19 protein-coding genes and 1 tRNA gene are annotated in these 25,076 nt (G+C 58.0%); 8 read left to right on the top strand and 12 right to left on the bottom strand.

What is annotated here, in order from left to right; translation table 11 throughout:
• The 3 genes from ABVS15_RS05915 to ABVS15_RS05905 all read right to left on the bottom strand — a co-directional run bounded on the left by ABVS15_RS05915 (position 1) and on the right by ABVS15_RS05905 (position 2,994).
• Complete coding sequence (locus tag ABVS15_RS05915) at positions 1–1,284, bottom strand: TRAP transporter large permease (RefSeq protein WP_369282819.1); 1,284 nt, start codon at positions 1,282–1,284, stop codon at positions 1–3.
• On the bottom strand, positions 1,281–1,781 hold the full coding sequence (locus ABVS15_RS05910) for a TRAP transporter small permease (protein WP_369282818.1): 501 nt from the start codon (positions 1,779–1,781) through the stop codon (positions 1,281–1,283). Before ABVS15_RS05910 ends, ABVS15_RS05915 begins: the two co-directional genes overlap by 4 nt.
• Before the next feature lie 136 nt (positions 1,782–1,917).
• Positions 1,918–2,994, bottom strand: coding sequence for a TRAP transporter substrate-binding protein (locus ABVS15_RS05905; protein ID WP_369282817.1), 1,077 nt, complete (start codon positions 2,992–2,994; stop codon positions 1,918–1,920).
• A 457-nt stretch (positions 2,995–3,451) separates the two neighbouring features.
• Here ABVS15_RS05905 and ABVS15_RS05900 point away from each other — a divergent pair, with 457 nt between their 5' ends.
• Positions 3,452–4,912, top strand: a complete 1,461-nt coding sequence (locus ABVS15_RS05900) for a sigma-54 interaction domain-containing protein (RefSeq protein ID WP_369282816.1) — start codon at positions 3,452–3,454, stop codon at positions 4,910–4,912.
• A gap of 186 nt (positions 4,913–5,098) precedes the next feature.
• On the opposite strand, the gene ABVS15_RS05895 is transcribed toward ABVS15_RS05900, so the two are convergent.
• Positions 5,099–5,175, bottom strand: a tRNA-Arg gene (locus ABVS15_RS05895).
• 282 nt (positions 5,176–5,457) lie between these two features.
• Here ABVS15_RS05895 and fabG point away from each other — a divergent pair.
• Positions 5,458–6,195, top strand: a complete 738-nt coding sequence (gene fabG, locus ABVS15_RS05890) for a 3-oxoacyl-ACP reductase FabG (RefSeq protein WP_369282815.1) — start codon at positions 5,458–5,460, stop codon at positions 6,193–6,195.
• 78 nt (positions 6,196–6,273) lie between these two features.
• On the opposite strand, the gene ABVS15_RS05885 is transcribed toward fabG, so the two are convergent.
• The 6 genes from ABVS15_RS05885 to ABVS15_RS05860 all read right to left on the bottom strand — a co-directional run bounded on the left by ABVS15_RS05885 (position 6,274) and on the right by ABVS15_RS05860 (position 11,119).
• Positions 6,274–7,359, bottom strand: coding sequence for a branched-chain amino acid aminotransferase (locus ABVS15_RS05885; protein ID WP_369282814.1), 1,086 nt, complete (start codon positions 7,357–7,359; stop codon positions 6,274–6,276).
• 440 nt (positions 7,360–7,799) lie between these two features.
• Positions 7,800–8,336 (bottom strand): 2-oxoacid:acceptor oxidoreductase family protein, encoded by a 537-nt coding sequence (locus ABVS15_RS05880; protein ID WP_369282813.1) that lies wholly within the window; start codon positions 8,334–8,336, stop codon positions 7,800–7,802.
• A 1-nt stretch (position 8,337) separates the two neighbouring features.
• A complete protein-coding gene (locus ABVS15_RS05875; protein ID WP_369282812.1) occupies positions 8,338–9,087 on the bottom strand; it encodes a thiamine pyrophosphate-dependent enzyme in 750 nt (249 codons plus the stop codon).
• A gap of 1 nt (position 9,088) precedes the next feature.
• Positions 9,089–10,159 carry a 3-methyl-2-oxobutanoate dehydrogenase subunit VorB gene (locus ABVS15_RS05870; RefSeq protein ID WP_369282811.1) on the bottom strand — a complete coding sequence of 357 codons (1,071 nt, stop codon included), beginning with the start codon at positions 10,157–10,159 and terminating at the stop codon, positions 9,089–9,091.
• Between the two features lie 19 nt (positions 10,160–10,178).
• On the bottom strand, positions 10,179–10,391 hold the full coding sequence (locus ABVS15_RS05865; protein WP_293010505.1) for a 4Fe-4S dicluster domain-containing protein: 213 nt from the start codon (positions 10,389–10,391) through the stop codon (positions 10,179–10,181).
• Positions 10,392–10,429: 38 nt separating this feature from the next.
• Positions 10,430–11,119, bottom strand: coding sequence for a hypothetical protein (locus tag ABVS15_RS05860; RefSeq protein WP_369282810.1), 690 nt, complete (start codon positions 11,117–11,119; stop codon positions 10,430–10,432).
• 231 nt (positions 11,120–11,350) lie between these two features.
• Between ABVS15_RS05860 and ABVS15_RS05855 the strand changes: the two genes are divergently transcribed.
• A complete protein-coding gene (locus tag ABVS15_RS05855; protein WP_369282809.1) occupies positions 11,351–12,034 on the top strand; it encodes a FadR/GntR family transcriptional regulator in 684 nt (227 codons plus the stop codon).
• Between the two features lie 143 nt (positions 12,035–12,177).
• Here ABVS15_RS05855 and ABVS15_RS05850 read toward each other — a convergent pair whose 3' ends face one another.
• Positions 12,178–12,765: an FMN-dependent NADH-azoreductase gene (locus ABVS15_RS05850; RefSeq protein WP_369282808.1), complete on the bottom strand. Its 588-nt coding sequence runs from the start codon at positions 12,763–12,765 to the stop codon at positions 12,178–12,180.
• 608 nt (positions 12,766–13,373) lie between these two features.
• On the opposite strand from ABVS15_RS05850, the gene glnA reads away from it, so the two are divergent.
• The 5 genes from glnA (at position 13,374) to ABVS15_RS05825 (ending at position 23,394) form a co-directional block, all read left to right on the top strand.
• Positions 13,374–14,705, top strand: a complete 1,332-nt coding sequence (gene glnA / locus ABVS15_RS05845; RefSeq protein ID WP_369282807.1) for a type I glutamate--ammonia ligase — start codon at positions 13,374–13,376, stop codon at positions 14,703–14,705.
• Positions 14,706–14,838: 133 nt separating this feature from the next.
• On the top strand, positions 14,839–15,387 hold the full coding sequence (locus ABVS15_RS05840) for an ANTAR domain-containing response regulator (RefSeq protein WP_369282806.1): 549 nt from the start codon (positions 14,839–14,841) through the stop codon (positions 15,385–15,387).
• A gap of 121 nt (positions 15,388–15,508) precedes the next feature.
• A complete protein-coding gene (gene gltB / locus ABVS15_RS05835; RefSeq protein ID WP_369282805.1) occupies positions 15,509–20,041 on the top strand; it encodes a glutamate synthase large subunit in 4,533 nt (1,510 codons plus the stop codon).
• Between the two features lie 13 nt (positions 20,042–20,054).
• Positions 20,055–21,458 (top strand): glutamate synthase subunit beta, encoded by a 1,404-nt coding sequence (locus ABVS15_RS05830; protein WP_369282804.1) that lies wholly within the window; start codon positions 20,055–20,057, stop codon positions 21,456–21,458.
• Positions 21,459–21,636: 178 nt separating this feature from the next.
• Positions 21,637–23,394, top strand: a complete 1,758-nt coding sequence (locus ABVS15_RS05825; protein ID WP_369282803.1) for an ammonium transporter — start codon at positions 21,637–21,639, stop codon at positions 23,392–23,394.
• Positions 23,395–23,532: 138 nt separating this feature from the next.
• Here ABVS15_RS05825 and ABVS15_RS05820 read toward each other — a convergent pair whose 3' ends face one another.
• Positions 23,533–25,065, bottom strand: a complete 1,533-nt coding sequence (locus tag ABVS15_RS05820) for a sodium/proline symporter (protein WP_369282802.1) — start codon at positions 25,063–25,065, stop codon at positions 23,533–23,535.
• Positions 25,066–25,076: the final 11 nt, after the last annotated feature.

Below are 25,076 nucleotides of genomic sequence, written 5' to 3'. Positions count from 1 at the left end.
TTAAGCCATCATGTTCGGAAAGAACATAACCAACGGCTCGCAGTAGGTAATAATTAAGAGCGCAAAAACAGAGGCAATAATATAGTTCAGCAGGTGCCTGTTGATCACCATGTCCACCTTGTCGCGGGTAAGCCCCACCGCAACGTACAGATTTACCCCCAGAGGCGGTGTTGCGCAGCCGATTGCCAGGTTTACGCACACGATGATGCCGAAATGAATGGGATTGATGCCAAATGCCGCAACCGCCGGAAGCAGCACCGGCGCAATAATCAAGATCGCCGCCGTAGTTTCAAGGAAGCAGCCCACAATCAGCAGCATAATGTTCACCAACAGAAGGAATACATACTTGTTCCCGGCCACACTGATCAGCACAGCCGCCACCTTGGCCGGAATCTGCTCGCGGGTCATGACCATACCGAAAATACCGGCGCAGGCAATGATGATCATGACCATGGCCGAGGAGGACGCGGAGTCAATAAGCACCTTCTTCAAGTCTTCAACCTTCAGCTCCCGGTAAAAGAAGATACCGACAATCAGCCCGTAAATGCAGGCGATGGCTGCGGACTCGGTGGGTGTAAAAATCCCGGTATAAATGCCGCCAAGGATAATGACCGGCATTAAAAACGCGCCAATGCCACGAACGAAGGTCCGTCCCACCCGGCGAACGCTGAAAGGAATCCGAGTGATTTCCGCCTTATGCTTTACGCCGTAGCTCACCGCAATCACCATCATGCAAATACCCAGCGCAACGCCGGGAAGAATGCCTCCCATAAACATGGAGCCGATGGACACATCCGTACAGGACGAATAGGTGATCATAATCGTGCTGGGCGGAATAATTGTTCCCAGCAGCCCGGCCACCGCAATGGTGGACAGCGCAAATTTTTTGGAATAGCCGTTTTCAATCAGCGCAGGCACCAAAATGCCGCCGATGGCCGCCGTGGTCGCCGTGGGCGAGCCGGAGAGCGCGCCGAAAATCATGCAGGACAAAATGGATGCGCAGGCAAGGCCGCCGGGAAGCCAGCCAATCAGGGAGTTTGCAAAATCGCAAAGGCGCTTGGATATGCCGCCGGAGGACATGAGATTGCCCGCAATCATGAAAAACGGGATTGCCATGAGGGTAAAGCTGTCGATCGAGGCAAACAGTCTCTGCGCGCAGACAAACAGGTCCACGGTTCCACCCACCATCGTCGCCAGAATGCCGCCGCCGGCAAGGCAGAGCGCAATGGGCACGCTGAAGAACATGCAGATCAGAAACCCGCCGAATAACGCCGCCGTAATCATACGCTCTCCACCTCCCTGTCTTCGGGCCTGTCATGCAGGTGCATCAGAAAATGAACGATGTAGTGCCAGGTGCCCAGAAACAGGCCGATGGGCACGCAGGAATAGACTATGTTCATGGGGATACGCAGGATGGTGGAAACCTGCCCAGTCGAGCCATACTGCACAAACATCCGGCAGGAGAGCAAAAACAAAACGCCAAAGATCACCACCGTGATGGCATACTTTATTTTGATAGAAATGCACTGCGCCGCTGCGGGCAGCATGGAGACAAATGCCTCTACGCCCAAGTGATTTTCTCCCTTGGCGGCAATGGAACAGCCCCAGAATACGAACCAAATCATCAGGTATCTGGCAGCCTCCTCCCCCCAGGGAAGCGGAGCTACCAGAATGTAGCGCCAAATGACAATCATACAGGTAATCACCAGCATGGCCCCACAGATAATGCCGCATATTACGCTTTCCACAATGTTTAAAGCGCGATCAATTTTTTTAAGCATACACCATCCCCGAACGGCGCTTGCCGAACGGGAATACTCCTTTCCTTAAATTATTTCTCTCTTTCTGCTTTTATAAAATTCCACCCGGGCAAGGCGGGAAACATCCCACCCTGCATTACTCTGTACAGGCCCGCAATCAGGAAATCGCAGCGACCTCACTCTGGATTGCGGAAACCAGATCGGGATTAATCTGGCCGGTACCGGTGCCGACGTACTTTTCATAAATCGGTGCGCAGGCATCGCCCCACGCGGCGGTATCGATGTCATAGAATGTGACGCCGCCATCTTCCAACTCATCCTGCAAGGAGGTGAGCATCGCGTCAATGTATCTGTACTGATAGTCCCGGGCCTCATTGGCGCACTCTATAATCAGCGCCTGCGTGTCCGCATCCAGAGAGTCCCACAGCGTCTGGCTCATGGCAAAAAGGCAGGGGCTGTATCCATGGTTGGTTTTGGTGATATGCTTGCCAACTTCATAAAACTTTGCGGAATACATATTGGGAATCGTGGTGGAGGAGATCCCGTCGCATACACCGGTTTGCAGGGAGGTGTAGCAGTCTCCCCATGCAATGGCCACGCCGGTGGCACCGAGGGCCGCGTATGTATCCGTCTGCAAATTGGATTCAATGGCCCGGATTTTCTTGCCGCTCATGTCGCTGAGGTCCTGAATGGGTTGCTTGGAGATGATGGCATAAATGCCGTTTTCAAAATAGGTCAGGCCCTTGATAGAAGCATTAGACAGCTCTGCCAGAATTTCCTGACAGGTTTCGCCCTGCAAAACCTGTCGGGCCACTATGGAGTTGGGGAACAGGTAAGGCAAATCGTAGATGGTTTGAGAGGCTGTAAAGTTAGAACAGGTTGCGGTGGAAGCCACTTCAAAGTCGACGGTGCCCATTTGCAATCCTTCCATGCACTCCTTCTCGGTGCCCAGCGTACCGGCGTCAAATACTTTTACGGTAATTGCGCCGTCGGATTTTTTATTGATCAGGTCTGCGAACTGATGCAGTGCGACGCCGTAAACAGAGTCCTCAGCCAAGACGTTTGCGGCAGTCCACTCGTACTTGGGATAGCCGCCTGTACTGCCGGAAACGGAAGTCTGGCCATTATTGCCGGATGAAGACGGGGTAGTGCTGCCGGAATTGCCGCTGCCACAGGCGGCCAGAGTAAGCGCCATACACAGTGCAAGAATGAAACTTAAGCCTCTCTTTTTCATATTGAAACTCCTCCTGTTTTCTCCATTTGGGGCGTTGCTCTGCAAATGGATACAGCAATGCCTGTGCCACTTTTTGAGCAGGGCTTTTTCTTTGTTTAAAATATCAATTAAGGGAGTTCCTTTCTGTTTATCTCTCACAAAGCATCTTTATATGTGGAAGGAAAACAGCGCAAAGATGCCGTTATGCTGATTTTCCTGCGAAACAAATATGATAAATGCCGACGGCGGTGATATAGAAATGTATCATCGCCTGCACAAGCATGTATTTCTCTCCTATTTTCAAGGGGTTTGTAATTTATCAAATAAAAAAGCATCAGCTCCGAAAGGACTGTAAATCAGAATTATAATTACAATTGATACAAAATCGTATCAACTCTTTATTTTCAACCCCTGCCGTCTTGCAAAACAAATCCCAATCATTTAGAATAGAAAAAAATCGCCGAGAGGAGAAATTCCTATGCAGGAGTCGAATTGGCACTTGGTGGCGGCGTGTATGCTGCTGTTTCAGTACACCGGCGACGCAGCCTACATCGTAATGCCTGACGGACGGATTGTTGAGGCAAATGACACCTGTCGGGAAATTTTAGGGATTCATCGTGACGACATACTTGGAAAAACCGTGGACGATTTGTGGGATGCGGGCATTTTCGACGAGAAGGTCAATGTCTTTCTCGGCTACGATGATACAGATGTGAATACGCTTCTTCACAGTCTCAACGAAAACGGGCTGGAGGAGTATAACGTGAAGGACGCGCCGCGGCTGTCCCTGTATGCCATCGAAAAGAAAACCGCGGTAACGGGCATCAATAAGCTTGCCAGCAACGGAAAAATTGTTTTATATGTCTGCATCCCCATTTTCAAAGATGGCGGCGCGCTGGACTTTGTAATTTCCATTGTGCGGGATTTAACCGACACGATGATGCTGAAAAGCAAGCTGGGCAAAATGGCGCAGGACTTAGAGTATCTTAAAACCTTGCAGTTCGGTTCCTCGTTCATTGGCAGCTCTCCTGAAATGATGCGGGTGAAATACCTGATCAGTCAGGCCGCCTCCTCGGACGCCACCATTCTCATCAGCGGTGAGACAGGCACCGGCAAAGAGGTGGTCGCCCGGGACATTTTCTCCAAAAGCAACCGGCGGGACAAGCCGTATATCCGTATTAACTGCTCCGCAATTCCCGATTCCCTTTTTGAGTCGGAGCTGTTCGGATATGAAAAGGGCGCCTTTACCGGCGCCTTGAACACCCGCAAAATCGGCCTTCTGGAGCTGGCAAATGAGGGCACGGTTCTTTTGGATGAAATTGAGGATTTGCCGCTCACCATGCAGGCAAAGCTTTTGCGGGCATTGCAGGAGCAGGAAATTATCCGTGTGGGCGGAAACGAAATCGTAAAAATTGATATCCGGGTCATCGCCACCTCCAACAAGGATTTGAAAAAGATGGTGGAGGACGGCCTGTTCCGCCGGGATTTTTACTATCGCTTGAACGTGGTGTCCATTAACATCCCGCCCCTGCGGGAGCGGCGGGAGGATATTGTTGCGCTGGCAGGCACGTTTTTAAACCGTTCCAACGAGAAATACAAGCGCAGCAAATTTTTCGAGCCTTCAGCCATTACCCGTCTGGAGGCCTATGAGTGGCCGGGAAACGTGCGGGATTTGGAGCACACGGTGGAACGGCTGGTGATCATCGGCGACCAAAGTGAAATTACCGGCGAGGACATCGAAATGGCCATCAACGGGGACCGCGTGTCCCCGGTCAAGGAAATGCCGCATTTACAGGATATGATGGACGCTTACGAGCGTCAGCTTCTGGAAAACGCCGCAAAGAAATACAGAACCAGCCGAAAGATGGCGGAAGCGCTGGGCGTCTCCCAGCCGACGATTTTACGAAAAATTAAGCACCTCGGCGTGAAGCCGGAATAACACGGAAAGTCTTGTTTATATTTAGAAAGAGCACGCTCCCGCCAGTGGGAGCGTGCTCTTTCTGCCAACAAGCATAGTCACGGTAACTATTTTGTCTGTAAAAATTTAATGGTATCCGCAAATTCCGGGAATACAAAAGAAAAAAGCCGAAAGCTCCTGATAAATCAAGGCTTTCGGCAGTGCTCGTGGCGTCCCCGGGCAGATTCGAACTGCCGGCCTTCCGCTTAGGAGGCGGATGCTCTATCCGGCTGAGCTACGGAGACATATAAAATGCAGAGGAATGGAACCGCCTGCTATTCTACCCGATTTCCGCCCCGCTGTCAATTGAAAAGCCCGACACGATTTTGCCGCGCTTGGCATCCCTTTCCCGTGTCCAAACCGTAAAAAAAGCTTCAAAGCCCGGAAGTCCAGACCAAAAGGCCGTTGCAGTCCGGGGAAAAAGCATTTATAATATTGGCAGGCAGACAAGGCGCCACTTCAGTGCGCCCAGCCCGCAAACCACAGTCCTGCCTCCCGTATGGGCAGGAGTAAAGGAGCAAACAGGCATGACAAACGTGGCGCTGGTGACAGGAGGCGGCCGAGGAATCGGTCAGGCAATCGCCCGAAGGCTTGGGCAGCAGGGCTATAATGTGGCCATCAATTACCAACACAGCCGCGCGGCTGCGGAGGCGCTGGCCGACGAGCTGCGCCGCGCCGGGTGCAGCGCCGCCGCGTTTGGCGCGGACATGGCGAATTCCGGCGAGGTGGACGCGATGTTCCACGCCATAGAAACTACGCTGGGGCCGGTGAGCACGTTGATTAACAACGCGGGAATCGCCCCACCGTCAGGGCTTTTTCAGGACGCAGACGACGAAAGCTGGAACCGGGCCTTTGCCGTGAATGTGGGAGGAATGCGCAGCGCCATCCGCCGCGCCCTGCCCCATATGCTCCACGAAAAGCGGGGCAGCATCGTCAACATTTCCTCTATCTGGGGCCTGCGGGGCGCTTCGTGCGAGACGGTCTACGCCGCCACAAAGGCCGCCGTGATCGGACTTACACGCTCACTGGCGCTGGAGCTGGCTCCGTCCAACATCCGGGTAAACGCAGTGGCTCCCGGCTGCATCGAAACGGACATGCTCCGCACCCTCGGACCGGAGACAATGGCGGACCTTGCCGCGCAAACGCCCCTTGGCCGTCTGGGAGCACCGGAGGATGTCGCGGCCGCCACGGCGTTTCTGGCGGGAGACGAAGCAGCCTTTATCACCGGACAGATTCTCACGGTGGACGGCGGCTTCACCGGATAGAGAAAGGCTTCACACTGCAAAAGCACTCCGCCCGGCTGCTTTTGCAGCCGGGCGGGACATTTGGACATCAAGTGTAAATCAGGCGTCGCAGACCGGAACGATCCAGCCCTTTGTGTCAGGGATTCTGCCCCACTGAATGCCGGTAAGGGTGTCGTACAGCTTCTGGGTCAGGGGACCGATTTCGCCGTGGCCAATCTTCGCAGACTGGTCCTCATAATCCAGTTTCTTGACCGGGGAGACAACGGCGGCGGTGCCGGTGCCGAAGACCTCCTCCAGCTTGCCCTCGTGGGCAGCCTGCATCAGATCCTCAACGGCCAGCTTGCCCTCCACAACCTCATAGCCCCAGTCCTTCAGCAGCTCGATGATGGAGCGGCGGGTGACGCCGGGAAGCACGGTGCCGTCCTTATCCTGCGCCTCGGCGGTATAGAGCTTGCCATCAATCTTGAAGAAGATGTTCATGGCGCCCACTTCCTCAACATACTTGCGCTCCACGCCGTCCAGCCACAGCACCTGACTGTATCCCCGCTCCTCGGCCACCTTGGCGGCAAGCAGAGACACGGCGTAGTTTCCGCCGCACTTGGTAAAGCCGGTGCCGCCGGGGCAGGCACGGACATAGGTGTCCTCCACGTAGATGTCGATAGGAGCCAGCCCCGCCGCGTAATACGCGCCGGAAGGGGCGCAGATGATGATGAACTGATAGGTGGTGGATGCGTGGACGCCCAGTTGGGCCATGGTGGCAATGGTAAAGGGACGGATGTACAGCGACGCGCCCTCAGAATGGGGAACCCAGTCCTTCTCGACCTCCACCAGCGCGCGGATGGCCTCCACAAAGTCCTCCTCGGGGATGGTGGGCATGCACAGGCGCTCCTGCGTGTTGTTCATGCGGCGGGCATTGCAGTCCGGGCGAAAGAGCTGAATCTTGCCCTCGGTAGTACGATAGGCCTTCAGGCCCTCAAAGCACTCCTGTGCATAGTGGAACACCACGGCGGAGGGGTCCAGGGAGAGAGGCGCGTAAGGCACAATGCGGGCATCGTGCCAGCCCTGGCCCTCGGTGTAGTCCATAATAAACATGTGGTCGGAAAAGGTCTTTCCGAAGCCCAGCTTGGATTCGTCCGCAGGCTTTGCTTTGGGGGAAGTTGTCTTTGTGATCTTGATGTTCAGCATTTAAAATTCTCCCTTACTTTTATTTTGAACCGATAAAGCAAAAGGCTCTCGCACCCCTGAAATCAGGGAGGCGAAAGCCAAACTTCCGTGGTACCACTCTCTTTGCCGCAACGCGGCCTCTTATGTACGCTTCCGCGCACCGCCCCTGTATCGGGAGGCCCCGTCGCCGCCTACTGGAGAAACCTTTCTTTGGGCGGGCCGCTTCCGGGCCAGACCAATCAGGCCGCGTCCGCTGCCTCGCACCGTGCGGCAGCTCTCTGAAGGCGGCGTTCCTGACGGCAATTCCCGTTCATCGCGTTTGAATATTAAATTATTTATACGCTACCGGCGGGGGAAAGTCAACTGTTAAAATGCACAGAACAGGCGCGGGGCGGGATACCCGCCCACCCGTCCGCCGGAAACCCAGCGGACGGGGGACGTTCATTTTACACAAAACCGCGTTATCCGACGCAGGCCATACCCCGACGGAAGGCCTCGATGTTCAGAGGAACCAGCTTGGCCTTGGCCCCGGTAAACATCTCCTCAATCATCGCCTCGATGGCCTGGGGTCTCAAAATCTTGGTGGCGGCCACATACGCTCCCAGCATGGCCATGTTGCCCACCTTGGCATTGCCCACCTGATCGGCAATTTCCCCGCAGGGAATGTAATACGCCGTCAAATCTCGGCGAGTCACCTTGTCGGTGACCACGGAGCTGTTCACAAACACGGCGCCGCCGGAAACCACGCCCGCCTCGAATTTTTCAAGGGAAGGCTCGTTCATGGCGATCAGCTCCGTGGGATGGTTGAACACGGGGGAACCCACGGGTTTGTCGGACAGCACCACGGAGCAGTTGGCCGTGCCGCCGCGCATCTCGGGCCCGTAAGACGGGGCCCACGTCACGTTCAGCCCCTCGGCCATCCCGGCCTCTGCCAGGTTTTTGCCGATGGCAAGGCCGCCCTGCCCGCCGAAGCCGGAAATAATAATTTCCTTTTTCATCTCACTTCACCTCCGTGCCGGTATCCTTGAGCACACCCAGAGGATAATAGGATACCATGTTCTCCTTCAGCCACTCCATGGATTTCAGCGGTGTCATGCCCCAGTTGGTGGGACAGGTGGCAAGCACCTCCACGAAAGTAAAGCCCTTGCCCTCCATCTGAAGCTGGAATGCCTTTTTAATGGCCTTCTTCGCCTTGTTCAGGTTGGGAATATCGGTGGCGCAGACCCGCTCAGCATAGACGCAGCCGTCCAGTGTGGAGAGCATCTCCGCCATGCGGATGGGCATACCGGCCTGTTCCCGGGTGCGGCCCTGAGGGCAGGTGGTGGCTCTTTGCCCGATGAGGGTGGTGGGGGCCATCTGTCCGCCGGTCATGCCGTAAATGGCGTTGTTGATGAAAATGGTGGTAAATTTCTCGCCCCGCATGGCGGCGTGGACAATTTCCGCCGTACCGATGGAGGCAAGGTCCCCATCGCCCTGATAGGTAAACACCGGCTGGTGGGGATGGGTGCGCTTGATACCGGTGGCGACGGCGGGAGCCCGTCCGTGGGCAGCCTCCTGCATGTCGCAGCTAAAATACTTATAGGCGAACACGGAGCAGCCCACGGGACACACGCCGATGGCTGTATCCAGCAGGTCCATCTCCTCCATTGTCTCGGCCACCAGCTTGTGAATAATGCCGTGGGTGCAGCCGGGGCAGTAGTGGAACTCCACGTCCGTCAGTCCCTTGGATTTTTGATAGACAACCGCCATGTTATTCCGCCTCCTTCAGGGCCTTTTTGCCCGCTTCCACGATTTCCTCCACAGTGGGAATCACGCCGCCGGCGTGGCCCAGATAGGAGATGGGCCTGCGGCCCTCCACACTCAGGCGCACATCCTCGATCATCTGACCGTCGATGCTCATTTCCACGTCCAGAATCGCCTTCACATTGTCCCGCAGGGCCAGATCGTGCAGTGCCTTCTCCGGGAAGGGCCACAGCGAAATGGGACGGAAGAGCCCCGCCTTAATCCCCTGAGTGCGAAGCTGTTCCAATGCCGTGAGGACAATGCGGGCGGGCGTGCCGTAGGCCGTGATGAGAAGTTCGGCATCCTCCGCGTCCTTGCCGGTCCAGCGGACTTCGTTCTCCTTAATGACCTGATACTTCTTTGCAAGCTCCACGTTAAAGTCGTCGCACTCGTTGGGGTCGATGTACAGGGAGTTGATGACGTTGTGATGCGCCCGGCCCTTGCGGCCGGTGGCGGCCCAGTCCTTGGGCGCAAGCTTGCGCTTGGGAATCTCACGCCACTCGATGGGCTCCATCATCTGGCCGATCATGCCGTCCGCCAGCACCAGCACGGGATTGCGGTACTGGTCGGCGATGTCAAACGCCTCCTGCACCATGTCCACGGCCTCCTGAATGTTGGCGGGGGCCAGCACCACTGTGCGGTAATCGCCGTTGCCGCCGCCGCGGGTGGCCTGAAAATAGTCACTCTGTCCGGGCTGGATGGTGCCAAGGCCCGGGCCGCCGCGCATACAGTTGACAATCACGGCGGGCAGCTCCGCACCCGCAAGATAAGTAATTCCCTCCTGCTTTAAGGAGATACCCGGGGAGGAGGAGGAGGTCATGGCCCGCATTCCGGCGCCCGCGGCCCCGTACACCATATTGATGGCGGCCACCTCGGACTCCGCCTGAACGAATACCTTGCCGTGCTGCGGCATGTGCAAAGAGAGATATTCCGGAATCTCGCTCTGCGGAGTGATGGGGTACCCGAAGAAGCAGTCGCAGCCCGCGCGAATGGCGGCCTCTGCAATCGCTTCATTTCCTTTCCAAAGCTCTTTTCCCACGAAAATTCAACCTCCTTCGTTAGATTTTTTCCACGGTAATCACGGAATCCGGACAGATTTTTGCACAGCTCGCGCAGGCGATGCATGCCGCAATGTCCACGACCCCGGCGGGGTGATAGCCCTTGCGGTTGATGACGTCCATGTCAATCGCCACGATGTGCTTGGGACACACGGAAACGCACAGCTCACAGCCCTTGCACCGGTCCCGGTCAAATGTTACCCTTGCTGCCATGATACTCATTTGCCTCCCTTCATGTTGTTGGGAGCCTTTTACAGCTCCCACGGTTTTTTCATATAGATGTCAATGGGAAACAGCTTAAGGCCCGCGAGACTCTCCTCGTCGGTGAATCGCCGCTCCGCCACATGGCACACAACGGGTATGCCGGTTTCCCGGGAAACCGCCTCCGCCAGCTCCGCGCCCCTGAGAATCTCCTCCGGTGTCGTCTCGCTGCACAGGTGGGTGTTGTTCACAATCCCGCCGCACACAAGGCCCGTCACGGCCTCGATGCTGCGAAGATAGGCCACGGCGGCCTCCGCCGTTCGCACCTCGGGCCGATTGGCGTTCAATACAAAGAGAAGATTGTAATCCTCCGCAATGATCTTGGGCTGAAACCGGGCCAGCACCCGCGCGCCCACCGGGTCACCGCCCACGTCCAACACGCCCCGGATTTCCCGGTTTTCCAAAATGGTCAAAAGCTCTGCCGGAAGGGCGGGTACGTCCGCGTCGCTGCACGCCTGAGAGGAGGAAATTACTCGGATCCCCGCCCCCTCCAAAAGCTTTTTCCGCTCTCTGGAGCGGAAGTAGGGGTTCACAATGTCCACGTCCGCCAGCATGGTGGCATGCCCCTCATGGGCCAGCCCCAGCGCATAGTTCACGGCAAACTCGGTCTTTCCCGTCCCGTAATGCCCGCAGACGAGCACGACGCGGCTGGAGCAGACCTGATCGGATGTCAGAATCAAAACGGCCCCCTCGCTTTCAATATTTCAAAAAAGAGTTGTATTATTATCGTATGCGTTGTATGATGTCAGTATAACCGATTCAACCGGAGATGTCAAGGGAAGTTATTGTGCTTTTTGCCGAATTACTGTCGATCCTTTCGCAGAATTTTGATGCAAATGAAAGGCTTTGGGGCAAATCGGCAGCACTTCAAAAAACGAAATACGCCCCCACAGGGGCGAAGGAGGACTTTCATGGAGGAACCGAAAAAGGCAAAGCTGTCCCAGCGGGCGGCGGAGCGGCTGATGGACATGATCGCGGAGGAGCACCGCTATGAAACCGGGGGCAAGCTGCCCAATGAAAACGAGCTGAGCGAGCTTTTAGGCGTCAGCCGCACCACGCTGCGGGAGGCGATTTCCTTTCTGGTGGCGCAGGGCGTGCTGGAAATTCAGCGGGGCAAGGGGACGTTTGTGGCTCGGGAGCTGCCACGTTTCCCGGTAGATATGACGGCGCTGACGGACTTGCGGTCCCGGACCAGAGCAAGGGACCTGTTTGAAATGCGCCTGATTTTTGAGCCAGCTACGGTGGCGCTGGCCTGCCAGAGGGCAAGTGACGAGGAGCTGGACCAAATCCGCCGCAAGGCGGAGCGGATGGAGCAGATTGCTGCCTCCGGGGGAGACTGGCCCGCCGCGGATCAGGACTTCCACCTGAGCATCATCCGCGCGTCCCACAATGAATACATGCGCCGCCTTTATCCCATCATCAACGACGCGGTGAGCGAGATCATGCAGATTTCGGAGAACCAGAAGCACATGCAGGAAACCGCCGTGGCGGACAACCGGCTGATTGTGGATTTTCTGCTGCGCCGGGACGACGTGGGCGCGCGCTACGCCATGAGCATCCACATGAAGCATCTGATTCAGATCCTGCGGGTATAACGGACAGAAGCCTTATTTTCCGCCAGCCATGTCCCCAACTGTTCCCTGTCAAGCAAAAGGCGCCTGCCCCGGCAATGCCGGGGCAGGCGCTTTCGCCTTTTTAAACATTCTTGCAGAGCCTTGCCTTTAGGTAAATCCGCGGATTAAAGCGTCCGCGCAAGGGCCGTCGCCTCTGCGCAGGCGTTCGCCAGCAGGGCCTCCGGATCCGCGCCGTCCAAGTCCAGCCCATCCGCCGCCACACAGGTCAGATCGCCTATGCCAAAAAACATCTGAATAGCCCGAAGATAGGGCACCGCCTGCTCCAACGGGTCCCCGGCGGGATAGGCCCCGCCCCGGGTGGTGAGAAACACACATCGCTCGGCCGCGCACAGTCCCTTCAATCCCTCCGCCGTGCTGCGAAAGGTGATGCCCTCCACCGACACGTTTTCAATATAGACCTTCAGCAGCGCGGGAAAACTCATGTCCCAAAACGGGGCGGCAATTACGATCAGGTCCGCCGCCGCCAGCTCCCGCGCCCGGTCAAACCGGGGATCGTCCGTTTTCCCGGATTTTAACAGCGTCTCCCGCCGCTCAAAAAACTCGCCGGACAAAGGCCGAAAATCCTCTTTCATCAGGTTTACCGTAGTCACTTGCCAAGCTTCCGGCAGTGCGGCGAAAAATGCCTCCGCCAGTTTCCTCGTGCGGGACGCTTCTCCCCGGATGCAGCAGTCGATATACAATGCCTGTTTCACAAAATGCCTCCTGACGTTCCTCTCTGGGAGGGCATGTATGCATCCTCGCCGAAAGGCCACTTTTTACAGTATGTTATTTTAAGTATACCGTCCCCCGCGTGCGCCGTCAAGAGCGACGGGCCGCAGCCAAAAATTCTTGGTACGGCCCGGATTCCTCCAGCCGGGCGGGCCTGTCTTGCGGGAGCAAAGTCCCGCCCAGCCGTTCCCACTGCCCCTGTTCTGCCAAATACGCCGCCGCCCTGTTTCGTGTTGCTTGGCTCCGTACAAATTTCAAAGCTTCCTCCAAGCACTTTTCCGGAAAAACGTGTGCGGTCCGGATATAAATGTCCGTTTGGTAAAAACAGCCTGTAAGGCATATGAAATTGCACAAAGTTTTTTTGTGGAAACTTCCGGTTTTAGAAAAAGCCATGAAATGCGCATTTTCTTTCCGTCATCCAAGGCAAAATCGTTGACAAAGGGGCGTTTCGCCGCTATAATTCCCACCAAGAGAGCGCAACGGGGCACCCTCAGGGGTTTTGCCGCGTTCTTTTTATATTACGCACTTTATTGCGCTATTGTGAAGAACCATGTAAAAAATGCAGGCTTTCAGTTGAAAGGAGACTGTTTTTATGAGCGGATTCAGCAAGGAAGATATTCTCCGAATGGTACAGGAGGAGGACGTTCAGTTCATCCGCATGCAGTTTACGGATATTTTCGGCCAGATGAAAAACGTGGCCGTCTCCGTCTCCCAGCTTGAGCGGGCGCTGAACAATCAGATTATGCTGGACGGCAGCTCTATCGAGGGCTTTGTCCGCATTGAGGAATCCGACCAGTGTCTCTGGCCGGACCTCAACACCTTCGCGGTGCTGCCCTGGCGGCCCCAATACGGGAAGGTGGCCCGGCTGATCTGCGACGTTCACAACCCGGACGGCGCATCGTTTTCCGGGGACCCGCGAAACGTATTAAAGCGGGTGGTCAAGCGCGCGGCGGATATGGGCTTTACCTTTAACGTGGGGCCGGAGATGGAGTTTTTCCTGTTCCAGACCGACGGTGAGGGCAACCCCACCACCGTCACCGGAGATCAGGCGGGCTACTTCGATCTGGGTCCTTTGGACCACGGAGAGGGAACCCGGCGGGAAATCTGTCTGGCGCTGGAGGCAATGGGCCTTGAGGTGGAGGCCAGTCATCACGAGGTTTCTGCCGGCCAGCACGAAATTGACATGAAATACGCCGACGCCATGAAAGCCGCCGACGGGATTATGACCTTCAAGCTGGCGGTAAAGACCATGGCGCAGAAAAACGGGCTTCACGCCACCTTTATGCCAAAGCCGGTTTTCGGCGCGGCGGGCAGCGGCATGCACGTGAACATGTCCCTGTTCCGTGACGGGAAAAACGCGTTTTACGACGAAACGGATGCAAGAAAGCTTTCCCCTCTGGCCTATCATTTTATTGCCGGACTTTTGGCCCACGCCGATGGCTTTTGTGCCGTGACCAACCCGCTGGTCAATTCCTATAAGCGGCTGGTTTCCGGCTACGAGGCTCCCAACTGCCTTGCGTGGTCTTCGTCCAACCGTTCGGCTCTGGTCCGCATTCCGTCTCCCCGGGGGCAGGATACCCGGGTGGAGCTGCGCAGTCCCGACCCCTCCTGCAACCCGTATCTGGCGCTGGCCGTGTGTCTGGCAGCGGGACTGGACGGAATTGAACGGGAGCTGACACCGCCGGAGGAGACGGTAGAAAACCTTTACACCATGGATGCGGACTCCCTTCGCCGCCACGGCATCGCCAATCTCCCCGCCACACTGGAGGAGGCCGTTTTTGCCATGGAGGCTGATCGTGTCGTCACCGACGCGCTGGGGCCTCACGTCACCGGACAGTATATTGCCGGAAAGCAGCGGGAATGGGCGGAATACCGCACGCAGGTCACAGCCTGGGAGCTGGGCAAATATCTCGTGACCTACTGATTTTCCCCGGCCTGTAAAGCACCCCGGGTATACCGGCAGTTGCTTTTCATGTACGCGGCCCCGGCGGAGGATTTGCGCCTGTCGGGCAAAAAATCAGCGCGGCCTGCGGCCCGGGAGAGGAGGGATGGAAGCCATGTCCGGAATCATCGTCGCGTTTTCCAACGAGGAAGCGCAGCGGCGCACCGTGCAGCTGCTGGAATCGGGCGGCTATACCCCCGCCTCCTGCTGCGCCACGGGAGCCGAGGCTATCCGCGCCGCCAGAAAGCTCGGCGGAGCGTCCATCATCTGCGGCTTTCGCCTGCGGGATATGACGGCAAACGATCTGGCAACCTCCCTCCGGGGCGTCAGTGCCCTTCTGGTGGTGTCCACCGCCGCAAACCTGGATTTTTGCGAGGGGGAAAACTTGTTCAAGCTGGCCTCCCCCGCCCGCAAGGCGGATTTCTTTACCTCGCTGGAGCTGCTGCTGGCCTTTCGGGCAGCCAAACTTCGCCATCCCGCCCCGCTGCGGGACGAACCGGAGCAGCGGCTCATCCGCCGGGCCAAGGAGCTTTTGATGGATATTAACCGCATGTCGGAGGGCGAGGCCCACCGTTTTCTGCAAAAGCGCAGCATGGATGCAGGCATGAAGCTGGCGGAAACCGCGCAGCTGATGATAGAAGCCTATACCCGCGGCCCAGGCTAAAGCCCTGCGTTTTCTCCGCCGAACACTGTCCCGGTATCGCCCAAGGTGCATTTTGTAAACTGCCGCGGGGGGAGCAATCCACCCTGCGGCTCACTTTATCGACAGATAGGAGCTGTTTTCCATGATTGACCCTACCCAGCGGCACACGCCCCTTTACGACCCCCTTGTTGAGCACGATGCCTGCGGCATTGGCGCCGTGGTCAGCCTGCGGGGTGAAAAAACCTGGCGCACGGTGGACGACGCGCTGAAAATCGTGGAAAAGCTGGAGCACCGCGCTGGAAAGGATGCGGCGGGAAAAACCGGAGACGGCGTGGGCCTGATGCTTCAGGTTCCTCACAGGCTGCTGGCAAAGGCCGCGCTGGAGGAGGGCTTTTCTCTGGGCGAGGAGCGGGATTACGGCGTTGGCATGCTGTTTCTCCCCGCAGATCGGCTCAAGCGTGCGCAGGCGCAGAAAATGCTGGAGATCATTGTCGCCAAGGAGGGCATGGAATTTTTAGGCTGGCGGGACGTTCCCACCCGCCCGGACGTGTTGGGTGAAAAGGCCCAAAGCTGCATGCCCCACATCTGCCAGTGCTTTGTAAAGCGCCCGGAGGGCTGCGCCCAGGGACTGGACTTTGACCGCAGGCTGTATGTTGCCCGGCGGGTCTTCGAGCAGTCCAGCGTTGCAGCCTACGTCCCCTCCTTTTCCAGCCGCACCATTGTCTATAAGGGAATGTTTCTGGTGGGACAGCTTCGGGAATTTTATCCCGACCTCTCGGACCAGGACTGTGAAAGCGCCATCGCGCTGGTGCATTCCCGGTTTTCCACCAACACAAATCCCAGCTGGGAACGTGCCCACCCCAACCGCTATATCATGCACAACGGAGAAATCAACACCATCCGGGGCAATGTGGACCGGATGCTGGCCCGGGAGGAAACCATGTACTCGTCAGTCCTGGAGGAGGACATGGACAAAATTCTCCCCGTGGTGGACCAGAGCGGGTCCGACTCCTCCATGCTGGACAACACGCTGGAATTTCTCATGATGAACGGCATTCCTCTGCCTCAGGCGGTCATGATGTGCCTTCCCGAGCCGTGGGCCAACGACCGCAGGATGGACCGGGAAAAGCGGGACTTTTACCATTATTACGCCACCATGATGGAGCCTTGGGACGGCCCCGCCGCCATCGTCTTTTCCGACGGGGACACAGTGGGCGCGGTGCTGGACCGGAACGGTCTTCGTCCCTGCCGCTGGTATCTGACGGACGACGAGACGCTGATTCTCTCCTCCGAGGTCGGCGTTCTGGACATCCCGGCAGAAAAAATCGTGAAAAAGTCCCGTTTGCAGCCTGGACGGATGCTGCTGGCGGATTTGACCCTTGGACGGCTGGTGGACGACGCCGAGCTGAAAGGAAATTATGCCCGCCGCCGGCCCTACGGCGAATGGCTGGACCAGCATCTGGTCTACCTCAAGGACATCTCCATTCCCAACCGGCAGGTGGAGCACCACCCGCAGGAGCTGCGGGACCGGCTGTACAAGGCCTTTGGCTACACTTATGAAGAGGTGAAGGACTCTCTCCTCCCTATGGCGCGGGACGGGGCGGAGCCCACCTGCGCCATGGGCGTGGATACGCCTCTGGCCGTGCTCAGCGAACAGCACCAGCCCCTGTTCAATTATTTCAAGCAGCTTTTCGCGCAGGTTACCAATCCGCCCATGGATGCCATCCGGGAGGAAATCGTCACGGACACCACCGTTTATGTGGGCGCGGGGGGAAACCTGTTGCAGGAGCAGGCGGAAAACTGCACCGTGCTGGAAATCCGCAACCCCATTCTCACCTCTGTGGACTTAATGAAAATCCGCTACATGAACCGCCCCGGCTTTCATGTGGAAACGCTTTCCCTGCTGTATTACCCCGGCATGCCCTTGGAGCACGCGCTGGACCGCCTGTTTATCAACTGCGACCGGGCCTACCGCCAAGGGGCGAATATCCTGATTCTTTCCGACCGGGGCGTGGATGAAAACCACATGGCCATTCCCTCCCTTCTGGCGGTTTCGGCGCTTCAGCAGCATCTGGTGCGCACCAAGAAGCGCACCGCACTGTCTATTATTTTAGAAAGTGCGGAACCGCGGGACGTGCATCATTTTGCCGCGCTGCTGGGCTATGGCGCGCAGGCCGTCAATCCCTATCTGGCGCAGGAGTGCGTGGCGGAGCTGGTGACGGTGGGGCTTCTGGACAAGGACCCCGGCGCCGCTGTCAGCGATTACAACAGCGCCATTCTCCACGGCATCGTAAAAATTGCCTCCAAAATGGGAATCTCCACCATCCAGTCCTACCAGTCCGCCCAGATTTTTGAGTGCGTGGGCATCCACCGCTCCGTCATCGACCGGTATTTCACCAACACCGTCAGTCGGGTGGGGGGCGTGGGTCTTGCCGAGATTGGCGAGGGTGTGGAGTGGAACCACAACCGGGCCTTTGACCCTCTGGGCCTTGGCTATGACACCACGCTGGATTCCGCCGGAGCACTCAAGCTGCGCTCCGGCCCCGACAAGGAGGACCACATGTATAACCCCCGCACCATTTTGCTGCTGCAAAAGGCCGCGCGGGAGGGAAGCTACGATACATTCAAGGAATACGCCGCCGAGGTAGACCGGGCCGACAAGCCCCATACTCTGCGGGGCGTGCTGGATTTCCGGTTTGACGAGGGCGGCGGTATCCCCATCGACGAGGTGGAGCGCGAGGACTCTATTGTCCGGCGCTTTAAAACCGGAGCCATGAGCTACGGCTCCATCTCTCAGGAGGCCCATGAGTGCATGGCGCTCGCCATGAACCGCATTGGCGGAAAGTCCAACTCCGGCGAGGGCGGCGAGGACTCCGCCCGCTACGGCACCGACCGAAACTCCGCCATCAAGCAGGTTTCCTCCGCCCGGTTTGGCGTGACCAGCGAATACCTTTGCAGCGCGGAGGAAATCCAGATTAAAATGGCGCAGGGAGCCAAGCCCGGCGAGGGCGGCCACCTCTCTGGGGCCAAGGTTTATCCCTGGATTGCCAAGACCCGCTGCTCCACCCCGGGTGTGACGCTGATCTCTCCCCCGCCCCACCACGATATTTACTCCATTGAGGATTTGGAGCAGCTGATTTACGACCTGAAAAACGCCAACCGCCGCGCCCGTATCAGTGTGAAGCTGGTGTCCGAGGCGGGAGTTGGAACCATCGCCTCCGGCGTTGCCAAGGCGGGGGCGCAGGTGGTGCTCATCTCCGGCCACGACGGTGGCACGGGCGCGGCTCCCAAAAGCTCCATTCAGGGAGCGGGCCTTCCGTGGGAACTGGGCGTTGCGGAGGCGCATCAGGCCCTGATTCAAAACGGGCTGCGCAGCCGCGTGGTCATTGAAACCGACGGCAAGCTGATGACCGGCCGGGACGTGGCCATCGCCTGTATGCTGGGGGCGGAGGAATTCAGCTTTGCAACCGCTCCGCTGGTAACCATGGGCTGCTGCATGATGCGGGTGTGCAATCTGGACACCTGCCCCGCAGGCATCGCCACCCAGAACCCCGTCCTGCGCAAGCGGTTCTCCGGAAAGCCGGAATATGTAATCAACTTTATGTACTTTGTGGCCCGGGAGCTGCGGGAGCTGATGGCACGGCTCGGCGTGCGCACCGTGGACGAACTGGTGGGCCGCAGCGACCTTTTGCAGGTGCGGGAAAAGCTTGTCACCCATCGGGCAGAAGCTCTGGAGCTGGGCGGCTTGCTTGCAAATCCTCCCGGCGGCCCGGTCCCCCACTTCAACCCGGAGGACGTGTATGACTTCGGCCTTGAAAAGACCGCGGATATGCGCATTCTGATGGAAAAGCTGGGAAAATCCCTGAAGGGCAAGCGCGGTGGACGGCTGGAACTGAATGTGTCGTCCACCGACCGGTCCTTCGGCGTGCTTTTCGGCTCCGAGATTACCTCTCGGTGCGGCAATTCCCTGCCAGACGACAGCTATGTCGTCACCTGCCGCGGGGGCGGCGGGCAGTCCTTCGGCGCGTTTATCCCCATGGGTTTGACGCTGACACTGGAGGGCGACTGCAACGACGGCTTCGGAAAGGGTCTTTCCGGCGGCAAGCTGATTCTCTATCCCCCTAAAAATAGTGTTTTCAAGCCCGGAGAAAACGTGATTGTCGGCAACGTGGCCCTCTATGGGGCCACGGCGGGGCGGGTGTTTATCAACGGTATGGCGGGCGAACGGTTCTGCGTACGCAATTCCGGCGCCGTGGCGGTGGTGGAGGGCGTGGGCGACCACGGCTGTGAATATATGACCGGGGGCCGCGTGGTCATTCTCGGTCCCACCGGGAAAAATTTCGCGGCGGGAATGTCCGGTGGCGTGGCCTATGTGCTGGATGAAAAGCACGATTTGTACCTGCGTCTGAACAAAGAGCAGGTGCTGACAGACACGCTGACCGAGGCCCACGACATTCAGGAGCTTCGCGCCCTGATCGAGGAGCACGTGGCCGCCACCGGCTCTCCCCGGGGCAAAAAGATTTTGGCGGCATTCCAGTCCTATATTCCCTGCTTTAAAAAGGTCATGCCCATCGACTATGACCGGATGCTCCGGGCCATCGCTCAGCGGGAGGAAAAGGGCATCAGCCGCCAGCAGGCGGAAATAGAGGCATTCTATGCCCGGACGCAGGCATGAAGGGAGACTACATATGGGTAAAATCACCGGATTTTTAGACTATCTCCGCCAGAATGACTCTCAGCGCCCTCCCCTGGAGCGGGCGGAGGACTGGGACGAATTTCACCTCCCCCAGCCCGACGGCGTGCGCGCCCAGCAGGGCGGGCGGTGCATGAACTGCGGCACGCCTTACTGTCAGGCGGGGATGCTTTACGAAGGGGCGGTCTTCGGCTGCCCACTCCACAACCTGATTCCGGAGTGGAACGACATGCTCTGGTCCGGCAACCGGGGGCACGCCCTGAGCCGCCTTCTCAAAACCAACAACTTTCCTGAATTTACCGGGCGGGTCTGCCCCGCCCCCTGTGAGGACGCGTGCATCTGCGGACTGTACGGCGACGCGGTGACGATCCGGGACAACGAGCTGTGTGTGATTGAGGACGCATTTTCCTCCGGTGGCATGAAGCGCCGCCGCCCGCCCCAGTGGTCCGGGAAGAAAATCGCCGTGGTGGGCTCCGGCCCCGCCGGGCTGGCGGCGGCCGACCAGCTCAATCACCGAGGCCATTCCGTCACCGTCATTGAGCGGGAGGCCCAGCCCGGCGGGCTTTTGACCTACGGCATCCCCAACATGAAGCTGCCCAAGTCCGTGGTGCTGCGGCGGGTCAGCCTGATGACCGACGAGGGCGTGTCTTTTGTCACCGGTGTGGACGCGGCAAAACCCGAAACGGCCCGCCGGCTTACGGAGGAATATGACGCAGTGATTCTCTGCTGCGGCGCGGAGCAGCCCCGCCCCCTCGGCCTTGACACAGCGGAGTTGTCCGGCGTTCTCTATGGCACAGAGTATTTAAAAGCCGCCGTGGAGCGGCAGGCGTTTCATCTGGAAGTTTCCGAAAGCGCCCTTGCAAGCGGCAAAGACGTGGTGGTCATCGGCACGGGGGACACCGCCTCCGACTGCGTGGCAACTGCCCTGCGGCAGGGCTGCAAATCCGTCGTCCAACTGGTGCGCCGCCCGAAGGAGGACTATCTTGCCGCCGACTGCAGTCTTCCCGCGGACTATGCCCACGAGGAAGCCGCCGCGGTATTCGGGGCAGATCCCCGGCGTTTTGCTACGCAGGTAAAAAGCCTTGTCACCGAAGAAGGCGGAGCGCTGACCGCCGTCGTCACCGCGCAGGGCGACACGCTTCCCTGCGGTCTTCTGATTGGGGCCACCGGCTTTTCCGGCTGTGCAGAAAATATCTGCCGTGCCTTCGGCGTGGAAAAGAGTGACGCCGCATTCACGGATGCGCGCCGTTTTTCTACAAACGTGGAAAAGGTCTTTGTGGCCGGGGATATGCGCCGGGGCGCGTCACTGGTGGTCTGGGCCATCGCGGAAGGGCGCACAGTTGCCGCAGAGGTAGACCAATTTTTAAGCGGATACACAAACCTTGTCCAAAGTGTATAATATTGCAGAACTTTTTATGCAGTATGCTAATTTTCTTGAGGGATTCGCCAATTGACGCACATTCGTTTTCGTAGTAAAGTCATACCAACTTAACTGGCAAAGGCGCCGGAGAGAGCTGACCGCTCTCCGGCGCCTTTGCCAATTTTTGCAGTTGTGTGCAAACAGAGGAGGAAAAACTATGAGCGCTATCGACACACTATGGGTCCTGCTGGGGGCCACGCTGGTCTTTTTCATGCAGGCCGGCTTCGCCATGGTGGAAACCGGGTTTACCCGTGCCAAAAACGCAGGCAATATCTGCATGAAAAACCTGATGGATTTTGTCTGCGGAACCATTGTCTACTGGCTGATCGGCTTTGGCATCATGTACGGCGCGGAGCTGATTCCCGGCGTGATGGGTTCGCCCGGGGTGGCCTCGGCGGCAGACACGGATTGGACCTTTCTTTTTTTCCAGACGGTATTCTGTGCCACCGCCGCCACCATCGTCTCCGGAGCCATGGCGGAGCGGACAAAGTTTAAGAGCTATCTCGTCTACTCCGTCATCATTTCCCTGTTCGTCTATCCCGTCTCCGGCCATTGGATCTGGGGCGGCGGCTGGCTCAGCACGCTGGGAACGCCCGATGGACTTTTGTCCGGCCTTGGGGCATACGGCTTCCACGATTTCGCGGGTTCCACCGCCGTGCATCTGGTGGGCGGGCTCAGCGCCTTTATCGGTGCAATGATTCTGGGGCCCCGCATCGGAAAATACGGCAAGGACGGCAAGTCCCGCGCCATTCCCGGCCACTCCATCACGCTGGGCTGTCTGGGCGTGTTTATTTTGTGGTTCGGTTGGTTCGGCTTTAACCCCGCCTCTTCTCTCGCCATTGACGGGCTGACCCAGAACGTGGGCCGCATCTTTGTCACCACCAACATGTCGGCCGTCACCGCAACCCTGACCGCCATGTGCATTACCTGGGTAAAATACGGCAAGCCCGACGTGTCCATGACGCTGAACGGCTCTCTCGCAGGTCTTGTGGCCATCACCGCCGGATGCTCCACCGTCACCGTCACCGGTGCGGCCCTCATCGGCATCATCGCAGGCTTCACCGTGGTATACGGCGTGGAGTTCATTGACCAGAAGCTGAAGGTTGACGATCCCGTGGGTGCAGTGGGCGTTCATGGCTGCTGCGGCGCGGTGGGCACTTTGCTGGTGGGCGTGTTCGCATATTTCGACCCCTATACAGACGCGGAGATTCTGACCCCCGGCGCGGGGCTGGGTCTTGTTTACGGCGGCGGCTTTGCCCAGCTTCTGGTGCAGTTCATCGGCGTTCTGGCCGTGGCGGCATGGGTGGCTGTCACCATGACCTGCATGTTCCAGCTTATCAAGCACACCATCGGCCTGCGCGTCCCCCGGCAGGATGAGCTGGAGGGGCTGGATTCCACTGAGCACGGCCTGCTCAGCGCCTATGCCGACTTCACGGTTGTCCGCAGCGATTACGATGAAGATGCCCCCTTGGGCAGCGTCCCCGTGCGGGAGGCCGTCCCCGTGGAACTGGTGACTCCCACAGCCGGAGACGCCGTCCCGGTTGCTCCCAACGGAGTCAAAATTACCAAAATTGAAATTCTCTGCAATCAGGGCAAATTTGACGCACTGAAAAACGCCCTGTTCGACATCGGCATCACCGGCATGACCTGCACCAATGTTATGGGCTGCGGCGAGCAGCGGGGCGCCAGCGAATACTATCGCGGCGTGAAAATGGAGGTCAATGTCCGGCCAAAGCTGAAGGTAGACATCGTGGTGTGCAAGCTGCCTGTCTCCCTCGTGGTGTCCACCGCCAAGCAGGCGCTGTACACCGGCCACATCGGCGACGGTAAAATCTTTATCTACGATGTGGAGAATGTCATCAAGGTCCGCACCGGTGAGGAGGGCTACGACGCTTTGCAGGATGACGTCGGCTGAGCCTTTCCCCCGCGGAATATACACACACCCCCTTCTAAACGGCAGCCGCCCGGAGCAATTGCTCCGGGCGGCTGCCGTTTAATCGCCTTTTCATGGTTCCTCAAAAACCGCTTTCCGTCCGCTGGGAACGGTGACATATTACATAGCTTTCACGGCGTCGAATTCGTCGGTAATCTCGTGGCCGGGAGCCCGGGTTGCAAGGCTGACAATGACGATGAAGACACAGGCCGTCAAAAATGCAGGAAGCAGCTCGTAAATGTTCCATGCGCCGCCCAGGGGGCGCACCAGGTACTTCCACACAAAAACCATGCTTCCGCCGGAAATCATGCCCGCCAGCGCCCCCTGCCAGGTGCCCCGCTTCCAGAACAGGGCGGACAGCACCACGGGACCAAAGGCCGCGCCGAAGCCCGCCCACGCAAAGGACACGATGCCAAACACGGAACTGTTGGGGTCCCGCGCCAAAATCATGGAGATCAGCGAAATGCCCAACACTGTCAGTCGGGCGGCGGCCACTTTTTTGCCCTCGCTCATTTTGACATGGAAGCACTCGTCCAGCAAATTCTGGGACACGCTGGAAGCCGCCGCCAGAAGCTGGGAGTCCGCGGTAGACATGGTGCTGGCCAAAATTCCCGCCAGCACCACACCGGCGAGCAAAGCCGCCGGAATACCAAAGGTGGACAAAAGGCCCGACAGGCGAACCACGATGGTTTCGGAGGCGGAGCCCTCCAAAAAGCCAATGCCGCCTGCCATGGTGACGCCATAGCCAACGATGCCGATGAAAATGGCCACCACCATGGAAATCACCACCCACACGGTGGCGACCCGGCGGCTGAGGCTCAGCTTCCGCTCATCCTCAATGGCCATGAACCGCAGCAGAATGTGAGGCATTCCAAAGTACCCAAGGCCCCAGGCCGAGGTGGAGATAATGGTAATCAGACTGTATGGAACGGCGGCGTTTTCCGCGCGACTGTGGCTCAGCGCCATGCTCAGGTAGCCGGGGAGGGCCCGGGCATTGTCCATCACCACGTCCAGTCCCCCGGCCGCGTTCACGCCGAACAGCAGCACAATCAGCAGGGCAGCGGTCATGACAATGCTCTGAATAAAGTCGGTGGTGGAGGCGGCGAGAAAGCCGCCCATGGTGGTATACGCCACAATTACAATTCCGGAGATGATCATTGCCGCCAGATAATTCACGCCGAACAGGCTGTTAAACAGCTTTCCGCAGGCGGCAAAACCGGAGGCGGTGTAGGGAATAAAGAAAATCAGAATCACCACAGCGGAAATTCCCGTCAGCAGGCGCTTTTCATCCCCAAAGCGCTTGGAGAAAAACTCCGGAATGGTAATGGCGTTCACCCGATGGGTATACAGTCGGATACGCCGGGCCACAATCAGCCAGTTGAGATAGGTGCCCACGGCAAGACCCACGGCGGTCCAGCCCGCGTCGGCCACGCCGGTGAGGTACGCCACACCGGGCAGGCCCATCAAAAGCCAGCTGCTCATATCGGAGGCCTCGGCGCTCATGGCCGTCACCAGCGGGCCAAGCTTGCGCCCGCCCAGATAGAAGTCGTCCGTGGTCTTGTTCTTTTTAGAGCAGGCCGCGCCGATTGCAACCATCGCAATCAAATAGACGAGAATCGAGATAATCATGCAGATATTTGCTGTATTTAGCATAGTTTCCAGTC

The sequence above is a fragment of the Oscillibacter sp. GMB15532 genome, from assembly GCF_041020825.1.
GTDB lineage: Bacteria > Bacillota > Clostridia > Oscillospirales > Oscillospiraceae > Oscillibacter.
The sequence above is the reverse complement of the archived record's forward strand: the minus strand, read 5'-3'. Positions and strand labels throughout refer to the sequence as shown.

Coding starts and splice junctions, on each gene's coding strand:
- ABVS15_RS05915 (WP_369282819.1), bottom strand. CDS start 1,284: ATGATTACGGCGGCGTTATTCGGCGGGTTTCTGATCTGCATGTTCTTC.
- ABVS15_RS05910 (WP_369282818.1), bottom strand. CDS start 1,781: ATGCTTAAAAAAATTGATCGCGCTTTAAACATTGTGGAAAGCGTAATA.
- ABVS15_RS05905 (WP_369282817.1), bottom strand. CDS start 2,994: ATGAAAAAGAGAGGCTTAAGTTTCATTCTTGCACTGTGTATGGCGCTT.
- ABVS15_RS05900 (WP_369282816.1), top strand. CDS start 3,452: ATGCAGGAGTCGAATTGGCACTTGGTGGCGGCGTGTATGCTGCTGTTT.
- fabG (WP_369282815.1), top strand. CDS start 5,458: ATGACAAACGTGGCGCTGGTGACAGGAGGCGGCCGAGGAATCGGTCAG.
- ABVS15_RS05885 (WP_369282814.1), bottom strand. CDS start 7,359: ATGCTGAACATCAAGATCACAAAGACAACTTCCCCCAAAGCAAAGCCT.
- ABVS15_RS05880 (WP_369282813.1), bottom strand. CDS start 8,336: ATGAAAAAGGAAATTATTATTTCCGGCTTCGGCGGGCAGGGCGGCCTT.
- ABVS15_RS05875 (WP_369282812.1), bottom strand. CDS start 9,087: ATGGCGGTTGTCTATCAAAAATCCAAGGGACTGACGGACGTGGAGTTC.
- ABVS15_RS05865 (WP_293010505.1), bottom strand. CDS start 10,391: ATGGCAGCAAGGGTAACATTTGACCGGGACCGGTGCAAGGGCTGTGAG.
- ABVS15_RS05855 (WP_369282809.1), top strand. CDS start 11,351: ATGGAGGAACCGAAAAAGGCAAAGCTGTCCCAGCGGGCGGCGGAGCGG.
- glnA (WP_369282807.1), top strand. CDS start 13,374: ATGAGCGGATTCAGCAAGGAAGATATTCTCCGAATGGTACAGGAGGAG.
- ABVS15_RS05840 (WP_369282806.1), top strand. CDS start 14,839: ATGTCCGGAATCATCGTCGCGTTTTCCAACGAGGAAGCGCAGCGGCGC.
- gltB (WP_369282805.1), top strand. CDS start 15,509: ATGATTGACCCTACCCAGCGGCACACGCCCCTTTACGACCCCCTTGTT.
- ABVS15_RS05830 (WP_369282804.1), top strand. CDS start 20,055: ATGGGTAAAATCACCGGATTTTTAGACTATCTCCGCCAGAATGACTCT.
- ABVS15_RS05825 (WP_369282803.1), top strand. CDS start 21,637: ATGAGCGCTATCGACACACTATGGGTCCTGCTGGGGGCCACGCTGGTC.
- ABVS15_RS05820 (WP_369282802.1), bottom strand. CDS start 25,065: ATGCTAAATACAGCAAATATCTGCATGATTATCTCGATTCTCGTCTAT.